This is a genomic window from bacterium (genome assembly GCA_016786595.1).
Taxonomy (GTDB): Bacteria; Bdellovibrionota_C; UBA2361; order SZUA-149; family JAEUWB01; genus JAEUWB01.
This window is the reverse complement of the sequence record JAEUWB010000003.1, coordinates 64,927-82,537: the sequence shown is the minus strand read 5'-3', so window position 1 is coordinate 82,537 and position 17,611 is coordinate 64,927. Positions and strand designations below refer to the sequence as shown.

Genomic DNA, 17,611 nt, shown 5'->3' with positions numbered 1-17,611 from the left:
ATTTCTAACAAAATTGGCAGAAAAACTCTAGCTCTGCTAGCTTGCCTATCCTTATGACTAGAAAGAAACAAATTATTTATGCCGTTTCGGCATTCGGGATTTTATTCCTTTGTTTGGCTGGAATTAAAGGCTGCCAAATTGCGCAGATCATGTCTCAGCGATTCGGTCCACCGCCAGAGGCAATCACTACGATGAAAGCTAGAGAAGAAGTTTGGAATGATAGCTTGCAAGCTTCGGGATCGGTTAGCCCACTGCGCGGGGCGCTCTTGAGTGTTGAAGAAGCAGGGACAGTTAAAGCTGTGCATATTACTTCAGGTCAAATTGTTGAAGCTGGCACATTAATTGCTGAGCTTGATACTGCAGTTGAAGAGGCTGATTTAAAATCAGCGCAGGCTAAATCTACCTGGGCGCGTAGAAATTTTTTGCGAGCACAGGAGCTTTTCAATCGCAAAGCATTCTCTGAAAGTGATTACGAAACCGCCAAAGAGCAACTGGCATCTGCAAACGCTAATGAAGAAGCTCTAGCAGCGCGAATTGCCAGAAAGAGAATTATTGCTCCATTTCGTGGAGAACTTGGGATTATTCAAGTCACAATTGGTCAATATCTGACGGCAGGAACGGCAGTTGTGCCCTTATTTGACCGTTCTCAAGTTTTTATCGACTTCAGTTTACCGCAGGCTTACTCTTCGATCCTCACGACAGGTCTAGAAATTACTGTAACAACCGAGGCACTACAAAACCAAAGCTTCAGGGCGCAAGTTTCCACAGTCAATCCTCAGGTCGACCAACACACGAGAAATATTGGGGTGCGCGCGCTCTTAAATAACGCAGAAGGATTAATTCGCCCCGGGATGTTTGTCAGCATTGAACTCAAGCTCCCACAAGTTACGAAAGTCATTCCGCTGCCTGTGACAAGCATCAATTACGCCCCCTTTGGTGATACTGTTTTTATCGTCTCAAAAATGAAAAATGAAAAAGGTGAAGAATACACGGGTGTAAATCCTCAAGTCGTGCGCTTAGGGAAGCAGCGCGGAGATCAAGTAGCGATTCTCTCCGGCCTTAAACCAGGAGATGAAGTTGCTACGTCTGGCGTCTTTAAGCTTAGACCAGCAGCCCAAGTCACAATCAATAACGAAGTTGCACCTGCCAACAGCCTCACCCCCACTCCAGCAAACAGCTAACCCGGAATAATTTAAATGGGATCATTTACCGATATTTTCATTCGTCGTCCGGTTCTAGCAACTTGCATCAACCTAATTATTCTGGTTGCCGGCATCTATGCCTTATTCACACTGAATGTGCGGCAGTACCCACGCAGCGATGTCTCTGTCGTCACCGTTAAGACAGCATATATCGGGGCTAATGCTGACTTAGTACGTGGATTTGTGACCACAGCACTAGAGCGCGCAATTGCGAGTGCCGATGGCATTGATTACCTTGAATCTTCAAGTGCACAAAGCTTAAGCACAATCACTGCGCACCTTAGACTGAATTACGATGTCAATGACGCTCTCACACAAATTCAAGCTAAAGTTGCACAAGTCCGCAATGATTTGCCGCCTGAAGCAGAAGCCCCGATCATCACAGTTGAGAGTGCTGACAACCGTTTTGCCTCAATGTATTTAAGTTTCGCTTCGGATGTTTTAGAGCAAAATGAAATTTCAGATTATCTGTTACGCGTTGTGCAACCACAGCTTTCCGCAGTCCCCGGAGTACAAAAAGCTGATATTCTGGGAGGTCGCACCTTTGCGATGCGCGTGTGGCTAAAGCCAAACCGCCTTGAGGCCTTCAAGATAACTCCTGCGCAAGTTGAGCAGGCCCTTCGTGCCAATAATTTTCTCTCGGCAATCGGCAGCACTAAGGGTTCAATGACTGTTGTTCCACTTACTGCTAACACCGATGTGCAAACCCCGGAGCAATTCAAGAGTTTGATCATTCGTGAAGAAGCCGGCAGCATGGTAAGATTGGGCGATATTGCCGACGTTATTCTTGGCGCGGAAAATTATGACGAAGAAGTGCGCTTTGGTGGCAAGAAAGCAACTTTCATGGGTATCTGGGCGCTACCTAATGCAAACTCCCTTGATGTAATCAAACGTGTGCGTGACGTCATACCCCAAATTCAGAATAACGCACCCAAGGGCCTAAGCGTGGGGATTCCATATGACGCCACGGCTTATATTCGTAATGCCTTAAAAGAAGTAATTAAAACTCTGACTGAAACAATCTTAATCGTGATTGTAGTAATTTTCCTTTTTCTGGGGTCGCTACGCACGGTAATTGTACCAGTTGTTGCTATTCCCTTGTCGCTAGTTGGAGCTGGGATGATCATGGCGGCAAGTGGATTTTCCGTAAATCTACTTACGCTTCTTGCCATCGTCCTTTCGGTTGGACTTGTTGTCGACGATGCGATTGTGATGCTCGAAAATATTGAGCGGCACGTGGCCGAAGGTTTGCCGCCCTTGGATGCGGCAATTAAAGCCGCCCGAGAGCTTGCCGGGCCAATCATTGCGATGACAATTACCTTAGCAACGGTTTACACTCCAATTGCAATTCAAGGCGGATTGACTGGAGCCTTATTCAAAGAATTCGCTTTCACACTTGCCGGTGCGGTTCTAGTCTCTGGTTTCGTAGCGCTAACACTTTCACCAATGATGTCTTCTCGGCTGATCAAGCATGGTGAAAAACCAACTAACTTCAAAATTAAGATTGAGGCGACTTTCGAAGCTCTACGTCTGCGCTATATCAAGCTATTGTCTAAATCACTAAATCTCCGGCCCGGCATGATTACTTTTGCGATCTTGATGATGCTCTTAATTTTTCCACTATATATGTTTTCGATGAAAGAGCTTGCTCCACGTGAAGATCAAGGCGTGGTTTTCGGGATCGTGCAAGCCGCTCCAAATTCAACGGTCGATCAAACCTTACTCTATACCAACAAGGTTCAAGATGTTTTCACAAGCTTTCCCGAATATCAAACATCTTTCCAGCTCACTATGCCAACAGGTGGCTTCTCCGGGATGCTCCTCAAACCCTGGAGTGAGCGCAGTCGCACTGTTGAAGAAATTGAACCAGAAGCCTGGCAAAAGGCGGGAACTATTCCCGGGGTGCGCGTGATTATGACTTCCCCGCCTCCACTACCTGGAGGAAGCGACTTTCCTGTCGAGTTTGTTGTCACAACTACAGCTGAACCGCGCCAGCTTGTAGAGATTGCCTATACTTTGGTTGGCGAAGCTTTCAAAAGTGGAATGTTTATGTTCGCTGATGCTGATCTCAAATTTGACCTACCGCAGGCTTCAATCGAAATTAATCATGACCAAGTTGCAGCAATGGGACTACGCTTACAGGATGTAGGAAGAGATCTCGGCGTATTACTTGGAGGAAATTATACAAATCGCTTTAGAATTCAAGGGAGAAGCTACAAAGTTATTCCTCAAGTTGAGCGCCTTGCTCGCTTAACTCCTGAGCAAATCAAAAACCTCTACATCACTGGGCCTAAAGGTGAAATGATTGCCCTGGGAACGATTGCTACGATCAAAAATACCGTTGAGCCGCGTTCACTTAATCGCTTCCAGCAGCTTAACTCTGTAAAAATTCAAGGCGCCTTTACTCCGAATGCCAGTATTGATCAGGCTTTAACTGTGCTCGAAAAGAAGGCTAAAGAAATTTTACCTGAGGGTTACACGATTGACTATGCCGGAGAATCTCGCCAGCTTCGCAAGGAACAAAATGCACTAACAACAGTGATCTTACTGGCTGCGATTTTAATCTTTCTCGTGTTGGCGTCTCAATTTGAAAGCTTTCGTGACCCGCTGATTATTTTACTCGGTTCAGTGCCACTTGCACTAGCAGGTGCTTTAATTTTCGTATTTCTTGGCTTTACTTCTTTAAATATCTATTCACAAGTTGGCTTGGTAACCTTAATTGGGCTTGTTGCGAAAAATGGTATTTTAATTGTTGAGTTTGCCAATACCTTACGCGAGCAAGGGGTCACAAAACTCGAGGCAATTATTCAGGCTTGCTCGACTAGGCTGCGCCCAGTATTAATGACCTCTGTTGCTACAGTTGCTGGACACTTTCCCCTGATCCTTGCTTCGGGGGCAGGCGCTGGGGCACGTAATAGCATTGGAATCGTACTCGTAACGGGCATGATTATTGGAACTTTTTTTACACTTTTCGTGGTGCCTTCGATTTACATGTTGGTATCAGGAGAGCACAAGCGACAGCACTAAGAGGAGTATATGCGTCAACTACAAGTTTGTTCTTTATTGGTTTTAGTTTTATTTGTTGTTTCAATGAGCGGCTGTTTACTGGCTGCAGGCGCAGGTGCTGAAGCTGGTTATATACTAGCTCAGGATGACCGCAGCACCAAAGAGACAGTTAAAGATCAGTACTTAGTGTCTGCGATCAAAACAAAACTCCTAGCAAATTCCAAAACACCTGGCATGGATATTAATGTCGACTCATATAAGGGCAAAATAACACTACGTGGAGCGTTAATGTCGCAGGACGAAGTGGATCAAGCACTTTCGATTGCCCGTAACACTGATGGCGTAACTGAAGTCGAATCCAAGCTTGTAGTCGTGCAGTAGAGACCTCGATCGCACTATCCTAAGCAACTGTTGCTGCGCAGCTGGCAACAAGTTTATTAATTCCTGCACCTGAATAACTTTTCGCGCTAGATCTTACATGCGCGAGGGAAAAACCGACTAATACGCTTTCGATTCTTGGCAAAAATTAAATATAATAGATCGAAAATTGATTTTAATCCTGGCCAGCCAGTTGGAGCAAGTAACCAACCGAGGCCAATTTCTCGATAAGCTCGACGAAAAACTTCAACTCCTGTAACGATTGAACCATCAGGTAAAGCTGCATGAATGACACGGTTAACATCCGTTGAGATCCCATATTTTTGCGGGTCAAAATCTGCCGTTGTCGTGTCTTCAAACACTAGTGTGCCGCGAGTATTCTTTCGCATTAAAAAGCGCATTTCTCTGGAACAAAGCGGGCAAGCTCCATCATAAAATATTTTTAGTTTCCAGTTATGCATTTCCTCAACTTGAGATGCGGTTCCTTTAATGTTATAATGCACTCATCTTTATGAGTGTAACTGAAACCGATTCTTATTTAATACTAGTTGAGAAAGCTCGTAAAGCAGCGCTTGAAATACTACGGGAAAGTCCAGAACTTGATTACTCAACTATTTTGCACACCATATTAAATTTATCTCCAACTGAGCGTTTAGCAAAATCTAGACGGCGCGCTAATTTATTCCGCCAAGCACAAGTATTCAATGGCGAATAGAGCTTTATCAGATCAGGAAAAACAAATCTAAATGTCACTCATTAGTTTAAACGAAGTTGGCAAAGACTTCGGCACTAAACCTTTATTCGAAAATCTGTCGTTTGTAATTAGCGCACGTGAGCGCGTGGCCGTGATTGGACAAAACGGTTGTGGCAAATCAACGCTATTAAAAATTATCTCCGGCAAAGAAGACTTAAGTTCGGGTGAGATCGTGCGCCAACGCGGACTGGAAATCTCCTACGTTAAGCAAGTCGATAGCTTTGCCCCCGAAGCAACTCCGCTTTCAGTGATTAGCGATGTTTCAGGGGATGCACAGCTTGCCCAGCATTTACCTGAATATAAAATCAAGCTACTCCTAAATACAGCAGGTTTTACCGATGTGAACATTCCAGTAACTCAGCTTTCTGGTGGCTGGAAAAAACGGCTCAGCATTATTGCCGGCACTTGTACAACTCCAGATTTACTTTTACTCGATGAGCCGACAAACCATCTCGACTTACCGGGGATTCTTTGGCTCGAAGAGCTTTTAATTAATTTTTCCGGGGCGGTATTATTTGTCAGCCACGACCGTTACTTTATTGAGCGAGTTGCTGAGCGGAGCATTGAAATCGATCGGCGCTTCCCCGCCGGCTTTGTTTCAGCCGCAGGTGGTTATAGTGCGATTGTAGAAAAACGCGAAGAAATTTTAAGTAATTTACGGTCACAAAAATCCTCCCTCTCTAACAAAGTCCGACGCGAAGTCGAATGGCTCAGAGCTGGAGTAAAAGCACGCACCACTAAATCTAAAGCTCGGATCGATGAAGCGCATCGCCTGATTGATGAATTAAATAAAATGCAGCTCGATAGCAAAGCTGCTGAACTTGGGTTTGCTTCAACTGGAAGAAAAACTAAGGAACTGATTAAACTCGAACATACGAGTGGCGGCTATGACACAAATATTTTATGGCAGGACCTATCATTAATTATCTACCCGGGCTCCCGCGTAGGTATTGTCGGCGCTAACGGCTCGGGCAAGACAAGTTTATTAAAAACCATGATCGGTGAGATTCCGGTTTTAAAAGGTAAAATCATTCCAGCAAAGAACCTAAAAATAAATTTTTTTGGACAAATGCGTGAGGGTTTAGACCCCAGTAAAACAGTCAAAGAAATTCTCTCCCCCAAAAGTGATTTCGTTGTTGTCGAGAATCGAGAAATTCACGTGATTACCTGGGCCATGCGCTTTCTTTTTCGCAGTGAACAACTTGGTAGCCGCATCGCAGACCTCTCTGGTGGTGAGCAAGCAAGACTGCTCTTGGCAAAAATCTCGCTGCTTGAGTCCGATCTATTAATTTTTGATGAACCTACCAATGATCTAGATATTCAAACCTTAGAAGTGCTCGAGCAAAGTTTTATTGAATATCCGGGTGCAATTTTAATTGTTTCACATGACCGCTACTTAATGTCGCGTGTGTGTACAGATGTTTTGGGATTTTTACCGCAACCAAATGGCTATAATCAGGTGCTGCGTTTCGCAGACTATATGCAATTTGAAATTGCCTGGGATGAAGTTGGTGGTAGTAAGTTGACGAATAAGTCCTCTAATGAAGTCCTGACGCCCAAAAAGACTAAGGCCGCGCCTACTCAACCAGAAAAGCCCAAGGCAACTAAAGGTCTGACTTTCCATGAGCGTAAGGAGTTTCAAAGTTTAGAACGTAAAATTGAGAGTGCCACAAAAAGACAAGATGAATTAAAGAGCAATTTAATTCATCCAGATTTTGCAACGGATGCAAATAAGCTAATGGAACTTCAAGCTGAAATTACAACGCAATCAGCCGCCCTAGAGGAGATGCTGGCACGTTGGCTTGAGCTTTCAGAAAAGCAATAAGCCCTAAAAACTTAGCTGAGGTTCGTTTATCTCGCGATTGCTTGCTCGACAAATGCGCTTAAATTAAGCGGCGCGTAGCTTGAAGGTTTTCTAACCTTGCCGTTTTTGTCTTTACCGACAGCATAGAATGCGCCTTGGTAATCGATAACTTCAACTGTCGTAACTTCGGCTGGCCAGTTAACACCTTTGCCAAAATTCCATTCTACTTGCTCAACTGCACCAACACCCTTGGTCCAGCTATCAAGTGACACGAACTTCTCGAGATTATTATCGCAGACCATATCGTAAGCTTGTTCAAGTGGAACACCAAATGTGACTGAATTCCAGTACATGGTGTAGGCGGTATCGGCTAAGCCATCAACCATTTCAATCAGGTCAGGCTCAGTTGTTGCTGAGTAAGTCAAGGCGTTAGCGTCGGTAATTTTTGTGCCGTTAAATTCAGGCGTCACCCCTAGACCTGAGATAATATACTCCAGGACCTCTGACAAAAGCAGTTGTGCGCCGAGTTTTCTCTGTTCGGCAGTGCCAGTTTGCAACTTAGTTGCTGACTTTTGGCCCGCTAGTTCGATAAATGCTTGAACTTTATTGTCTACCATCTCTTTTACCTCAGTTAAGAGAGAACTAGCTCTAGAGCTTACTAATGTCAATCTGCTAGGGTAGCTACGGTATTTGAAAAATCTTTGATCGGGCTGGCTTTTCGATTTATATTTTCTTGATGAATAACAAGAAACTGATTTTCCTAACGCTCTTTGTCATTCCTTTCGTGCTTGCCTGCGCAAAGCGCCCCAGTCCCGACACTTTAAATACTGGCCTCTATCTGGAAAACACGACCAAGTTGGAGTTTTTAGATCAGTTACGTGGCTACAAAAGAACTGCAATTAAAGAATTTCCCGATCCAGCGCTTGGCGTCGGTCTCACCTACAAACTCGAAGATGCTTGGTTTGACGTTTTTATTTATCCAGCCCCTCAGGGGACTCCAGATGGTGCCAGATCCCAACAAATTGCAAAGCACTTTAAAACTGCAATCAAAGATGTTTCCAATCAGTGGAAAAACGCAAGAATTATTCCAGGCAAGGAAATAATCAAGCTCGGCTTAAGCAAGCAAAGTCCCGAGTCTCGTTCCGCTAAGTTTCAGATCACCCAGCAAAGTGGCCCAAAACTTTACTCGCAATTATACCTTACCGTCTTTAAGGGGCAGTTCATTAAAATTAGAGCAAGCGTGCCGTTCCAGAATAAAAATTCGCTGCTGATGACAACTGGATTTGCAGATGCAATTGCTGAACTGATCAGCAAAGCAAGTAGTGCCAGTGCAGTAAATCCAAAGCAGCCAGTGGCTAAATTTCCAGCAAAGCAAGCTACGGCAGGAAAAAACAATAAGATATTCAATCAAAAGACAAAGGCTAAAGCAACGCCTGCGAGTTCAAAAAAGGGCACCAGGCAGCCAAGCGCCGCTGATAAATCAAAGCCTGAGGCCTCTATCGAACCCGATGACAAGGCTTTGATGAAAGCCTTAGAAGATGCGCTGAATGATTTCGATCAGCGCAAACAATCGCAATAAAGCTACTTGTTTTCTTGCTGGCCAAGGTCTTGAATTTTCAATGATCATTCGTTAGTATGCTTGCTTCTCAAAGCAATCCGGGTATTTGTCTACCATTGCCAGTTCTAAAAATACTAGGCTAGTCGCTTTCGTATTTTCTGAACTGGTTCTCAAGCTTTAGGTTTTTTTTCTTTCTCCATCATTACGGCCCCAATTTCAGGAGTGGTCACGTGACCAAGCAGTTACGTGACCACTTTAAGGGGGAAATAAATCATGGATGAAATCCTAAATGAAATAAGATCACGTCTTCACCATCGCTGGGGTATGGAGCGAGAATTCGCTCGATATGACCGCGCAGTCTTCATTACTTGGGCAGTATTCTTTGGATTTGCCCTGGTCTCTACGCAAAGCAATCCTGCAATGATTTGCATATTGATTGCACTTGCCTTTCTGATCGTATTGCTCTTGCGAGTAGCGGAACAAATCGTTCGCATCATTCCGTTTTGCAAGGATAATCCAGCGCTCAGTAAAAAGCGCAACGCGTGCTTGAAGGCCTTGCGTAAAACACTGTTTCTTGCAGAGTTTAGCTTTAAGCGTGCCAAAAAAGCTGACATTCTCCATTTAGCAATTGAGCGCGAACGCGAATTGGTAGCATGTGTTTTTGCTAAGTACAAAGAACGGTACGCCAATGACCTCGCGATCATTGATGATACTGTGATCTACTTCTTAGAGAAAATGCAGCAAGGAAAGCAAGAACTTACAGAGAAAGAAAATCAACGCAGTAATCATGCGATTGAATTACTGATGTTCTGGAGTTCTGTTTTTTCTGAGCTTAAAGGGGGATCTGTTTTAATCTTTCCCGAAATCCTGGGGAACCTCCGCGAGCGCGAGGCTCAGCTTCAAGCTGCTCTCGACATCATCCGTGGCAAGCCAGATGAGTCTGAAGAATCTGAGGGTGTCGTCTAGGCCGTTTAGGTCTAATCAGGCGACACCCCAAAGGTTCAAGCGGTTATTTTGAGAACCAGATCTTTTTTCTAAACATAAAAAAACGGGGGGTGCTACTTTCGTAGCTCCCCCCGTTCGATTTAAATCTCAAAAGAAAACTTAATTAACGGCCGACTTTCTTCGTCGAGCGATTATTAGTTTCATTTGCTTCAGCAATTACAGCGCCAGAATCAGCAGTAACGATACAGCGTGAATGGCTGGTTTTCTTTTTAGATGAAATTTTCACTGACTTAGCGCCAGCAGCAATTGCTGCGACAGCGGATTCTTTCATCAATTTAGTGCCTGAGCCATTTGATTTAGAAGATTGGATCTTCACAGTAGAGGCACCTGCATTACCAAGTCCAGCGTTCTGTACTTTAAAGCTACAAGTTAATTTGCCACCGCTCTTGCTCGCCTTAAGATCAGAAATCTTCAGGTCAGGACGATCTCCAACTTCTCCAAATACAGCTGTGCGGTAGTTAGCAGTCTCTGTATCGTTTGAAACGATATCAAGGAATGTGAAATTAAATCCGCTTGAGCCTAGTGGAGGTGCATAGGCAAAAGAAAGTGAACGAGTATCTCCTGGAGTGATTACTTGCCCACTAGCAGTATCAGCAGTAATGCTAAATAGCGATGAATCAACTCCGCTAAGAGCAGCAGATGTAAAACTCAAATCACCAGTTCCGCATGATTTAACTTGAACATCAAGAGTGCCAACAGCGCCATCAATTACGCTACCCATGTCAACTGGATCAGAGCTAAGCTCTAACTGTGTTCCAGAGCATGATGTGATTGTGAATTTATATTCACACGGAGTTACAGGGACGCTTGTATTACTATGCACGACAATACTGAACTGTCCTCCTGCAGGAACATCGACTGCAAAAGGTTGAGTTATGCTAGCTCCAACATCGCCTAGATATGTATATGGACGCGCACCACCACCGCAAATTGTTTCATTTGTGCCAGGGTTTGTTACGGCATCTGGAGCATATACTCCTGCGTATGCGATTGCGTGAGCATTTATGCCGCAAACTGGTCCTCCATTTGTTGCAGTATTTGGATCAAAAAGAATAGTCATGCACTGACTTGATGCACTTGAATTGGTATAAGCGTATACGTCTGCAACTTGATCACTGCCACTATTACCAGCATTAACCCCTGGACAAGCTTTAGCACCGCCACAAGCTGACATAGCGCCATCTCTGAAAATGCGTCCGAATTGGTGGCTATCAGTTGCACCGTCTAGTGTCCCAGTCTGCACCTTAGGTCCCAAGGCGCACATCGTGCAGTCTGCAGCTACGGCAGCCTGGGCGCCGAGCATTGAGAGAATAAAAACTAATCCGATTTTTTTCATAATCAAGTATCCTTCTATTAAATTTGGACATTGAGAATATTACTTGCCAATGCGTTAGCAGCAATTAAACTCAGCAATGTATTTATCCTTTCTGGGAAAGATTCTCAATTAGTAAATAAAGCGCTCTTATGCCTAGGCAAATGGTAGGTATCTCTAATATGCACAGGAGCATTTGTTCCTAAAGTTGCGGTTATTATTTTTAATGATTACAATAGCATTTAGACTGAGTGCCCAAATAGCTGTTGCTTCAGCTGTAGCCTGGGCAATCAGTCTAAACGTCCAGTCAACTGATTTTACTGGATAAAATAAATACTTACCCGTTGACGAAAGTTTCGTTAACCAAAAAACTTTTGGCAACGAGTAATCTACGGGGGTGAAACGGGTTCGACGCACTGGCGGACGATGAAGGTGGCATGTCCCGGGGCCGTTGGCCGGGTTATCAAGCGGCAAAATTGTAATCGCAAACCAAGACGATTACGCAACAATCGCATTAGCCGCTTAAGCTGATGCGCCTGACTAGGGTGGGCTCATTATCCTAGAAAGGCTATTACAAGTGGGCTAGGAATTTAGGTCTGTCTTGAGCTTAAGTTCCGAAACTACATCCGGGCTCGTCAGTCTGTTTCCTGTCTGGGGGAGTGCAGCTGATTAAATACAATTCTCAGGCTACACATTGTAGATGCCTTCTTTTTTCACTTTGCGGACGGGGGTTCGACTCCCCCCACCTCCACTCGACTCGCTTCGCTCGCTCGTGGCGAGTCATCTAAGCCTTTCTCTTACTTAAAAATTTCAACGCTTCCATGCCACTTCAAATCAATGCTTTTTTTTAATCGATCCATCTTTTAATTTGCTTCTCTCTGGCAAAGGCTTCAGACGTGTCGCTAAAACATTCCACATATACAATTTGTCATGGAATATATTTTGTCATGCGCAGAAATTGACAATGGTTATTACGCTCTAATCTTTTTACAAGACAGGTTGGGCACCCCCCGAGCATCGCCCCAGCCATTTGTCATTAACTACCTAGGTCGACTTCTTAGCATTCTCAGTCTTACAGATTTAGAAAACTTATACCTAGGCATTTTCGTGCACAATAAATCCTTACGAAATCTTTATGCTTTGGCCATCCTTCTTTAGGGATTCTTTATGCCTGACGCTGCTACTGTGCGGGCATGGAAACACTTGCATTGATTCTTAGTATCGCTCTTGTTGTCTATCTATTCACAGCGCTTCTTTTACCGGAGATATTTTAATGACAGCAAATACGCTCCTACAAATAGTTTTCTTTTATGGGCTCTTAACAGCGTTGGCTGTACCCGTAGGGAGTTGGCTCTGTTGGTGTTTTACCAACCAAAAATCAGTATGCCAAAACGAAAGCATGAATTGGAAGTCCTATTGCATATCCGTCATCGCGTTTAGTTCAGTATGCATGACGGCACTAACACTTTTGCTCAAATATCAACATTATCTCCCGTTCAATCCGCAAGGATTCGATGGAATGACCTGGGCGTTAGCATTTAATACAGCTGCAAGTTTTGTCACGAACACGAATTGGCAGGCATATGGTGGAGAATCTTCGCTCTCATTGTTTAGTCAGACTGCTGGACTTACTGTTCAAAATTTTGTCTCCGCAGCCGTTGGCTTATGTGTAATGGCAGCTTTAATTCGAGGAATAAAAAATCATGAATCGGGAATGATTGGAAATTTCTGGAGAGATCTTAACCGAGTAATAATCTGCTTCTTGTTGCCATTATCAATAGTGCTTTCACTACTGTTAAATCAGCAAGGTGTTCCTCAAACCATTACTGCGTATCTAAATATTCAAACGTATGAGTCCGCAAAGGATGCAAAAATTCCGTTAGGTTTGGTGGCTTCTCAAGTCGCTATTAAGCAATTAGGAACAAATGGAGGAGGATTCTATAATGCTAACTCTGCACATCCTCTAGAAAATCCAACGCCGATTTCAAATCTCTATGAATTGCTAGCAATTCTTTTAATTCCTGCAGCGTGCTGTTTTGCATTTGGAGCAATGATTAAAGATAAACGACAGGGTTGGGCACTCTACGGCGTCATGCTCCTTGTCAGCATATTTGCAACTGTATTTACTGCGTATTTTGAGCAAAATCCTCAATCAAAATATTTCCCATCGAGTATCAACATTCAGCCATCCAGCGAAAGTGCCGGCGGAAATATGGAGGGGAAAGAGGTTCGATTTGGAATTGCCGCATCAAGTCTCTGGGCAGTTGCAACGACTGCCGCATCAAATGGTTCAGTTAATGCTATGCATGACTCCTTTACTCCACTCGGAGGATTGGTACCGATGGTTATGATGCAGTTGGGGGAAGTAATTTTCGGAGGAGTGGGTTCTGGTCTTTACGGAATGCTTGCATTCGTTCTTGTCACTGTCTTTATCGCTGGGCTCATGGTGGGGCGAACTCCCGAATATTTGGGAAAAAAGATTGAGGTCTTTGAGATGAAGATGGTTTCTCTAATTGTTTTAGTCCCGTGCATATTAGTGCTGGCAGGAACAGCTCTTACGATCTTTTGTGGGTTAGGAAGCAGCTCAGTTTCAAATCCTGGACCACACGGTTTTAGCCAAATTCTTTATGCGTATAGTTCTATGGGTAATAACAATGGAAGCGCGTTTGGAGGCTTTTCGTCCGGGCTTCCGCTTCATCTATGGTGGGGAGCAATCACCATGATTCTCTCTCGATTTCTCATCATCGTCCCGGTCCTTGCTCTTGCGGGAAATATCGGGGCAAAAAAAATCACCCCGCCATCAGCTGGCACACTACCAACACACACAGTTCTTTTTTCGTTTCTTCTCCTTGGAGTGATCTTGATCGTTGGAGCGCTCACCTTTGTGCCGGCTCTTGTGTTGGGTCCAGTAATTGAACATCTTTTGTGAGAAAAAACTTATGGCTTCACTATTGTCAAACAAGATAGTCTCTGCCGCCTTAATCGGATCATTTAAAAAACTAGATCCACGCGTGCAACTAAAAAATCCAGTTATGTTCTGTGTCCTCATAGGCGCAGTGTATACTACCTTGGCATGTATTCTTGGTGACAATGGAAGCTCATCAAGAGCCTTCAACGTGCAAATTTCTGGCTGGTTATGGCTAACTGTTTTTTTTGCAAATTTCGCAGAAAGCATTGCTGAGGGTAGAGGAAAAGCTCAGGCAGATTCTCTTAAAAAGTCTCGAAAAGATGTAGAAGCAAGGAAAATTCACTCGATCTCATTCTCGGATAGTTTTAATATCATTCCAGCAGCAGATTTGAGAAAAGATGACCTCGTTATCGTTTGGACAAACGATACTATCCCGGGAGACGGTGAGGTGGTGCTTGGCGCAGCAACAGTGGATGAAAGTGCTATTACAGGAGAGAGTGCGCCGGTAGTCAGAGAAGCTGGTGGAGATAGAAGCTCTGTTACCGCAGGGACAGTGGTTCTTTCGGATAAGCTCATTATTAGGATTACCAGAAATCCAGGGGAAACATTTCTCGATCAGATGATATCGATGGTTGAGGGCGCAAAACGTCAAAAAACTCCTAATGAGCTAGCATTGAGCATTTTGCTCGCCGCGATGACAATAATATTTTTGTTTGTATGCGTCACATTAAAAGGATTTTCTGATTTTGCCATAGAAGTAGGTGGTAATAATTCTCCCGTATCAGTCACGATCTTAGTTGCTCTTTTAGTGTGTCTTATTCCAACCACCATCGGCGGTTTATTATCTGCAATCGGAATAGCAGGTATGGAACGACTTGTTAGAAAAAATGTTATCGCCCTTTCAGGAAGAGCGGTCGAAGCCGCAGGTGACATCGATGTTTTGCTCCTAGATAAAACAGGAACTATTACTTTGGGTAACAGACAAGCTGTCGCATTTTATCCTGCCGAAGGAAAAATGGTGAAGGAAGTTGCGCATGCCGCACTAACTTCGTCGCTTTCAGACGAAACTCCTGAAGGTAGAAGTATTGTAAAGCTTGCAAGCGATTCATATGCAGTAAATGCAACTAAAATTGATCCCAAAGCTGGGACTATTATTCCATTTACTGCTGAAACAAGGATGAGCGGTTTTGATACGGAGGGAAATCGATACAGAAAAGGCGCTGCTGATGCGATTAAGCGCCTAGTAGGCGGGATTTCTTCAGCTGTTCAAGAGATTGTGGATTCAATAGCTAAAAAGGGCGGAACCCCACTTGTCGTTGCTTTAAATGAAGATGTTGTTGGAGTTATAGAGCTAAAAGACATCGTAAAACCCGGCATTAAAGCGCGATTTAGTGAGCTTAGATCTATGGGCATAAAAACTGTAATGATCACTGGGGATAACCCACTGACAGCAGCTTCAATCGCTGCTGAAGCTGGAGTAGATGATTTTCTTGCCGAGGCTACGCCCGAAGCAAAATTAAACCTGATAAAAAAATATCAAAATGGCGGTCGCTTGGTAGCAATGACAGGAGACGGTACAAACGATGCGCCCGCACTTGCTCAAGCTGATGTGGCAGTGGCGATGAACTCAGGCACCCAAGCAGCAAAAGAAGCTGCGAACATGGTTGATCTTGATTCGAATCCGACAAAACTTATTGAAGTAGTCGAAACTGGTAAGCAACTCCTTATGACAAGAGGTGCACTTACTACTTTTAGTATCTCCAATGATGTCGCGAAGTATTTTGCCATTATTCCTGCTGCATTTGCGGGGATTTATCCTCAGCTTCAAATTCTTAATGTCATGGGATTGGCTTCTCCTGAGAGCGCAACGCTGTCAGCAATCATTTTCAATGCGCTTATTATCATTTTCCTTATTCCTCTTGCGATGAAAGGAGTTGTGTATAGACCAGTAGGAGCTGCAGAAGTTCTTCGACGACATATTCTAATATACGGCGTAGGGGGATTGATCGTTCCATTTATAGGAATAAAACTGGTTGATCTTTGTATCGTGGCAATCGGTCTTGTTTAAATAGGGATGTATATGAAGGCTATAAAAACATCAATCATTCAGTTTCTTTCGTATACGGTTCTTTTAGGGGCTATTTATCCGGCGATTGTGACAGTCATAGGGCAGCTTTTATTCTATGAAAATACTATTGGATCTCCGATAGCGAGTGGAGCAAAGCTAGTTGGCTCAGAGTTTATCGGCCAAGAATTTAAAGAAAGTAAATATTTCTCCTCTCGACCCTCCGCTATCTCGTCTTGGCCCTATAATCCAGAGAGCTCAAGTGGTTCGAACTTAGCGCTTAGTAACCCAGCATTTCAACAGCAGCTAAAAGATAGGGCACAGCTCTGGAGTCATGGAGCAGTTCCAGTGGATCTAGTTACTGCTTCAGGAAGCGGATTAGATCCTGAAATAAGCATAGCAGCTGCAAAATATCAGGTAAAAAGAATCGCAACAGAGCGAGGCATTTCTGAAGAAAAAATCCTTATGCTCATAACGAGTCTTGCAAAAAATCGAGTGCTTGGTTTTTTAGGGGAGCCGCGCGTCAATGTACTTTTACTCAATATGGAATTGGATAGATTATGAAACGTTTATTACTGGCAGCTTTGATAACATTTATTCCTGAGGTAGCGTTCTGTGATAGTTCCTTAACATTGTCAATATTTGTAGACACATATTCAGCGTATGCGAAAAATAACCTCTCAAACGAGGAGCGGCCGTATTTTACTCAATCGAGTCAAGATCAAGATTATCATCTGAATTTGGCTTCAGCGGGTTTAACGTACGATAATAAAGTCATTCGCGGCAAACTTGTCGGCCAATACGGGGATTCGGTCGATATTAATTATATTGCAGAACCTGAGGATGATTTTAAATTCATACAGGAAAGCTATCTTGGAGCCTATCTAGATGATAGCACTACGGTAGATCTCGGTACCTTTCTGGCTCATATCGGAGCAGAAAGTTGGTTAAGCAAGGATAATCTAAATTATACGAGATCTTTTATTGCTGAGTTTTCTCCCTACTACGAAACTGGAATTAGGTTATCTCACACATTTGATGCTAACTGGTCGGGTCAATTGCTAGGCTTAAATGGTTGGCAAAATACTACCGAAGCAAAACATTTAGCATTGGGAACACAACTTGCGTATACTAAAAACGGACTGACGATTACCTCTAATACATTCTTAGGGGAGGAAAATGATGGTAATAGGCTTTTTCATAATCTCATAGTCAGCAAAAACTTCGATTCGGGCTTATCATTAATTGGATCTACAGATCTGGGTTATCAATCAAAATCAAGTCCCGTATCGGGCACCTTCTGGGGCTATTCTTTAATGGGGCGCCAAGCGCTTGATAATACATTCTCCATCAATGCTCGTTTTGAGTCTTACCAGGATCCTGATGGTGTAATTGTAAGCTCTATTACAAATAGTGATTTCAAAGCCTATGGTGCATCTGTTGGGCTTGATGCCAGCTTAGGATCAGGATTATTTTTACGCGGCGAAATAAAACATTTATTTTCTCCAAATAAAATTTTCTTGGACGACCAAGATGAGGTAAACAATGATACTATATTTGTAATTTCACTAAGTTTCTTTGATGAAGAAAAGTTCTAGGCGAGGAAGGTTAAAGATTTA

At 43.6% G+C, this 17,611-nt stretch carries 15 protein-coding genes and 1 other RNA gene; 13 read left to right on the top strand and 3 right to left on the bottom strand.

Translation table 11 applies throughout. The annotated features are described in order from the left end of the window. The first annotated feature begins 53 nt into the window (after positions 1-53). From JNK13_00845 to JNK13_00835, 3 genes are read left to right on the top strand one after another with little or no spacing between them, the layout of a single operon-like run. Positions 54-1,181 (top strand): efflux RND transporter periplasmic adaptor subunit, encoded by a 1,128-nt coding sequence (locus tag JNK13_00845; GenBank protein MBL7661275.1) that lies wholly within the window; start codon positions 54-56, stop codon positions 1,179-1,181. Positions 1,182-1,196: 15 nt separating this feature from the next. Next, a complete protein-coding gene (locus JNK13_00840; GenBank protein MBL7661274.1) occupies positions 1,197-4,229 on the top strand; it encodes an efflux RND transporter permease subunit in 3,033 nt (1,010 codons plus the stop codon). 9 nt (positions 4,230-4,238) lie between these two features. After that, positions 4,239-4,589, top strand: coding sequence for a BON domain-containing protein (locus JNK13_00835; protein ID MBL7661273.1), 351 nt, complete (start codon positions 4,239-4,241; stop codon positions 4,587-4,589). Between the two features lie 86 nt (positions 4,590-4,675). Here JNK13_00835 and JNK13_00830 read toward each other — a convergent pair whose 3' ends face one another. Next, positions 4,676-5,047, bottom strand: a complete 372-nt coding sequence (locus JNK13_00830) for a DUF393 domain-containing protein (protein ID MBL7661272.1) — start codon at positions 5,045-5,047, stop codon at positions 4,676-4,678. A gap of 50 nt (positions 5,048-5,097) precedes the next feature. Here JNK13_00830 and JNK13_00825 point away from each other — a divergent pair, with 50 nt between their 5' ends. Together JNK13_00825 and JNK13_00820 are read left to right on the top strand one after the other, a co-directional pair. Further along, complete coding sequence (locus JNK13_00825) at positions 5,098-5,301, top strand: hypothetical protein (protein ID MBL7661271.1); 204 nt, start codon at positions 5,098-5,100, stop codon at positions 5,299-5,301. A 31-nt stretch (positions 5,302-5,332) separates the two neighbouring features. Beyond that, positions 5,333-7,165: an ABC-F family ATP-binding cassette domain-containing protein gene (locus JNK13_00820; GenBank protein MBL7661270.1), complete on the top strand. Its 1,833-nt coding sequence runs from the start codon at positions 5,333-5,335 to the stop codon at positions 7,163-7,165. 26 nt (positions 7,166-7,191) lie between these two features. On the opposite strand, the gene JNK13_00815 is transcribed toward JNK13_00820, so the two are convergent. Next, the gene (locus JNK13_00815) at positions 7,192-7,761 is read right to left on the bottom strand and encodes a hypothetical protein (protein MBL7661269.1); all 570 of its coding nucleotides are present in this window, start codon (positions 7,759-7,761) and stop codon (positions 7,192-7,194) included. A 119-nt stretch (positions 7,762-7,880) separates the two neighbouring features. Between JNK13_00815 and JNK13_00810 the strand changes: the two genes are divergently transcribed. Both JNK13_00810 and JNK13_00805 read left to right on the top strand, forming a co-directional pair. Next, positions 7,881-8,723, top strand: coding sequence for a hypothetical protein (locus JNK13_00810; GenBank protein MBL7661268.1), 843 nt, complete (start codon positions 7,881-7,883; stop codon positions 8,721-8,723). A 252-nt stretch (positions 8,724-8,975) separates the two neighbouring features. Continuing rightward, entirely contained in the window at positions 8,976-9,668 is a 693-nt protein-coding gene (locus JNK13_00805) for a hypothetical protein (protein MBL7661267.1), read from the top strand. A gap of 142 nt (positions 9,669-9,810) precedes the next feature. Here the strand turns inward: JNK13_00805 and JNK13_00800 are convergent, their stop codons facing one another. Next, on the bottom strand, positions 9,811-11,043 hold the full coding sequence (locus tag JNK13_00800) for a hypothetical protein (protein ID MBL7661266.1): 1,233 nt from the start codon (positions 11,041-11,043) through the stop codon (positions 9,811-9,813). Positions 11,044-11,412: 369 nt separating this feature from the next. Between JNK13_00800 and ssrA the strand changes: the two genes are divergently transcribed. The 6 genes from ssrA (at position 11,413) to JNK13_00770 (ending at position 17,590) form a co-directional block, all read left to right on the top strand. Beyond that, positions 11,413-11,773, top strand: a transfer-messenger RNA (tmRNA) gene (gene ssrA / locus JNK13_00795). Positions 11,774-12,212: 439 nt separating this feature from the next. Beyond that, positions 12,213-12,293 carry a potassium-transporting ATPase subunit F gene (locus JNK13_00790; protein ID MBL7661265.1) on the top strand — a complete coding sequence of 27 codons (81 nt, stop codon included), beginning with the start codon at positions 12,213-12,215 and terminating at the stop codon, positions 12,291-12,293. Further along, complete coding sequence (kdpA, locus tag JNK13_00785) at positions 12,293-13,948, top strand: potassium-transporting ATPase subunit KdpA (GenBank protein MBL7661264.1); 1,656 nt, start codon at positions 12,293-12,295, stop codon at positions 13,946-13,948. Before JNK13_00790 ends, kdpA begins: the two co-directional genes overlap by 1 nt. 10 nt (positions 13,949-13,958) lie before the next feature. After that, on the top strand, positions 13,959-15,995 hold the full coding sequence (kdpB, locus tag JNK13_00780) for a potassium-transporting ATPase subunit KdpB (GenBank protein MBL7661263.1): 2,037 nt from the start codon (positions 13,959-13,961) through the stop codon (positions 15,993-15,995). 12 nt (positions 15,996-16,007) lie between these two features. Beyond that, positions 16,008-16,556, top strand: a complete 549-nt coding sequence (gene kdpC / locus JNK13_00775; GenBank protein MBL7661262.1) for a potassium-transporting ATPase subunit KdpC — start codon at positions 16,008-16,010, stop codon at positions 16,554-16,556. Continuing rightward, the gene (locus JNK13_00770) at positions 16,553-17,590 is read left to right on the top strand and encodes a porin (protein MBL7661261.1); all 1,038 of its coding nucleotides are present in this window, start codon (positions 16,553-16,555) and stop codon (positions 17,588-17,590) included. The genes kdpC and JNK13_00770 overlap by 4 nt, the downstream gene beginning before the upstream one ends. Positions 17,591-17,611: the final 21 nt, after the last annotated feature.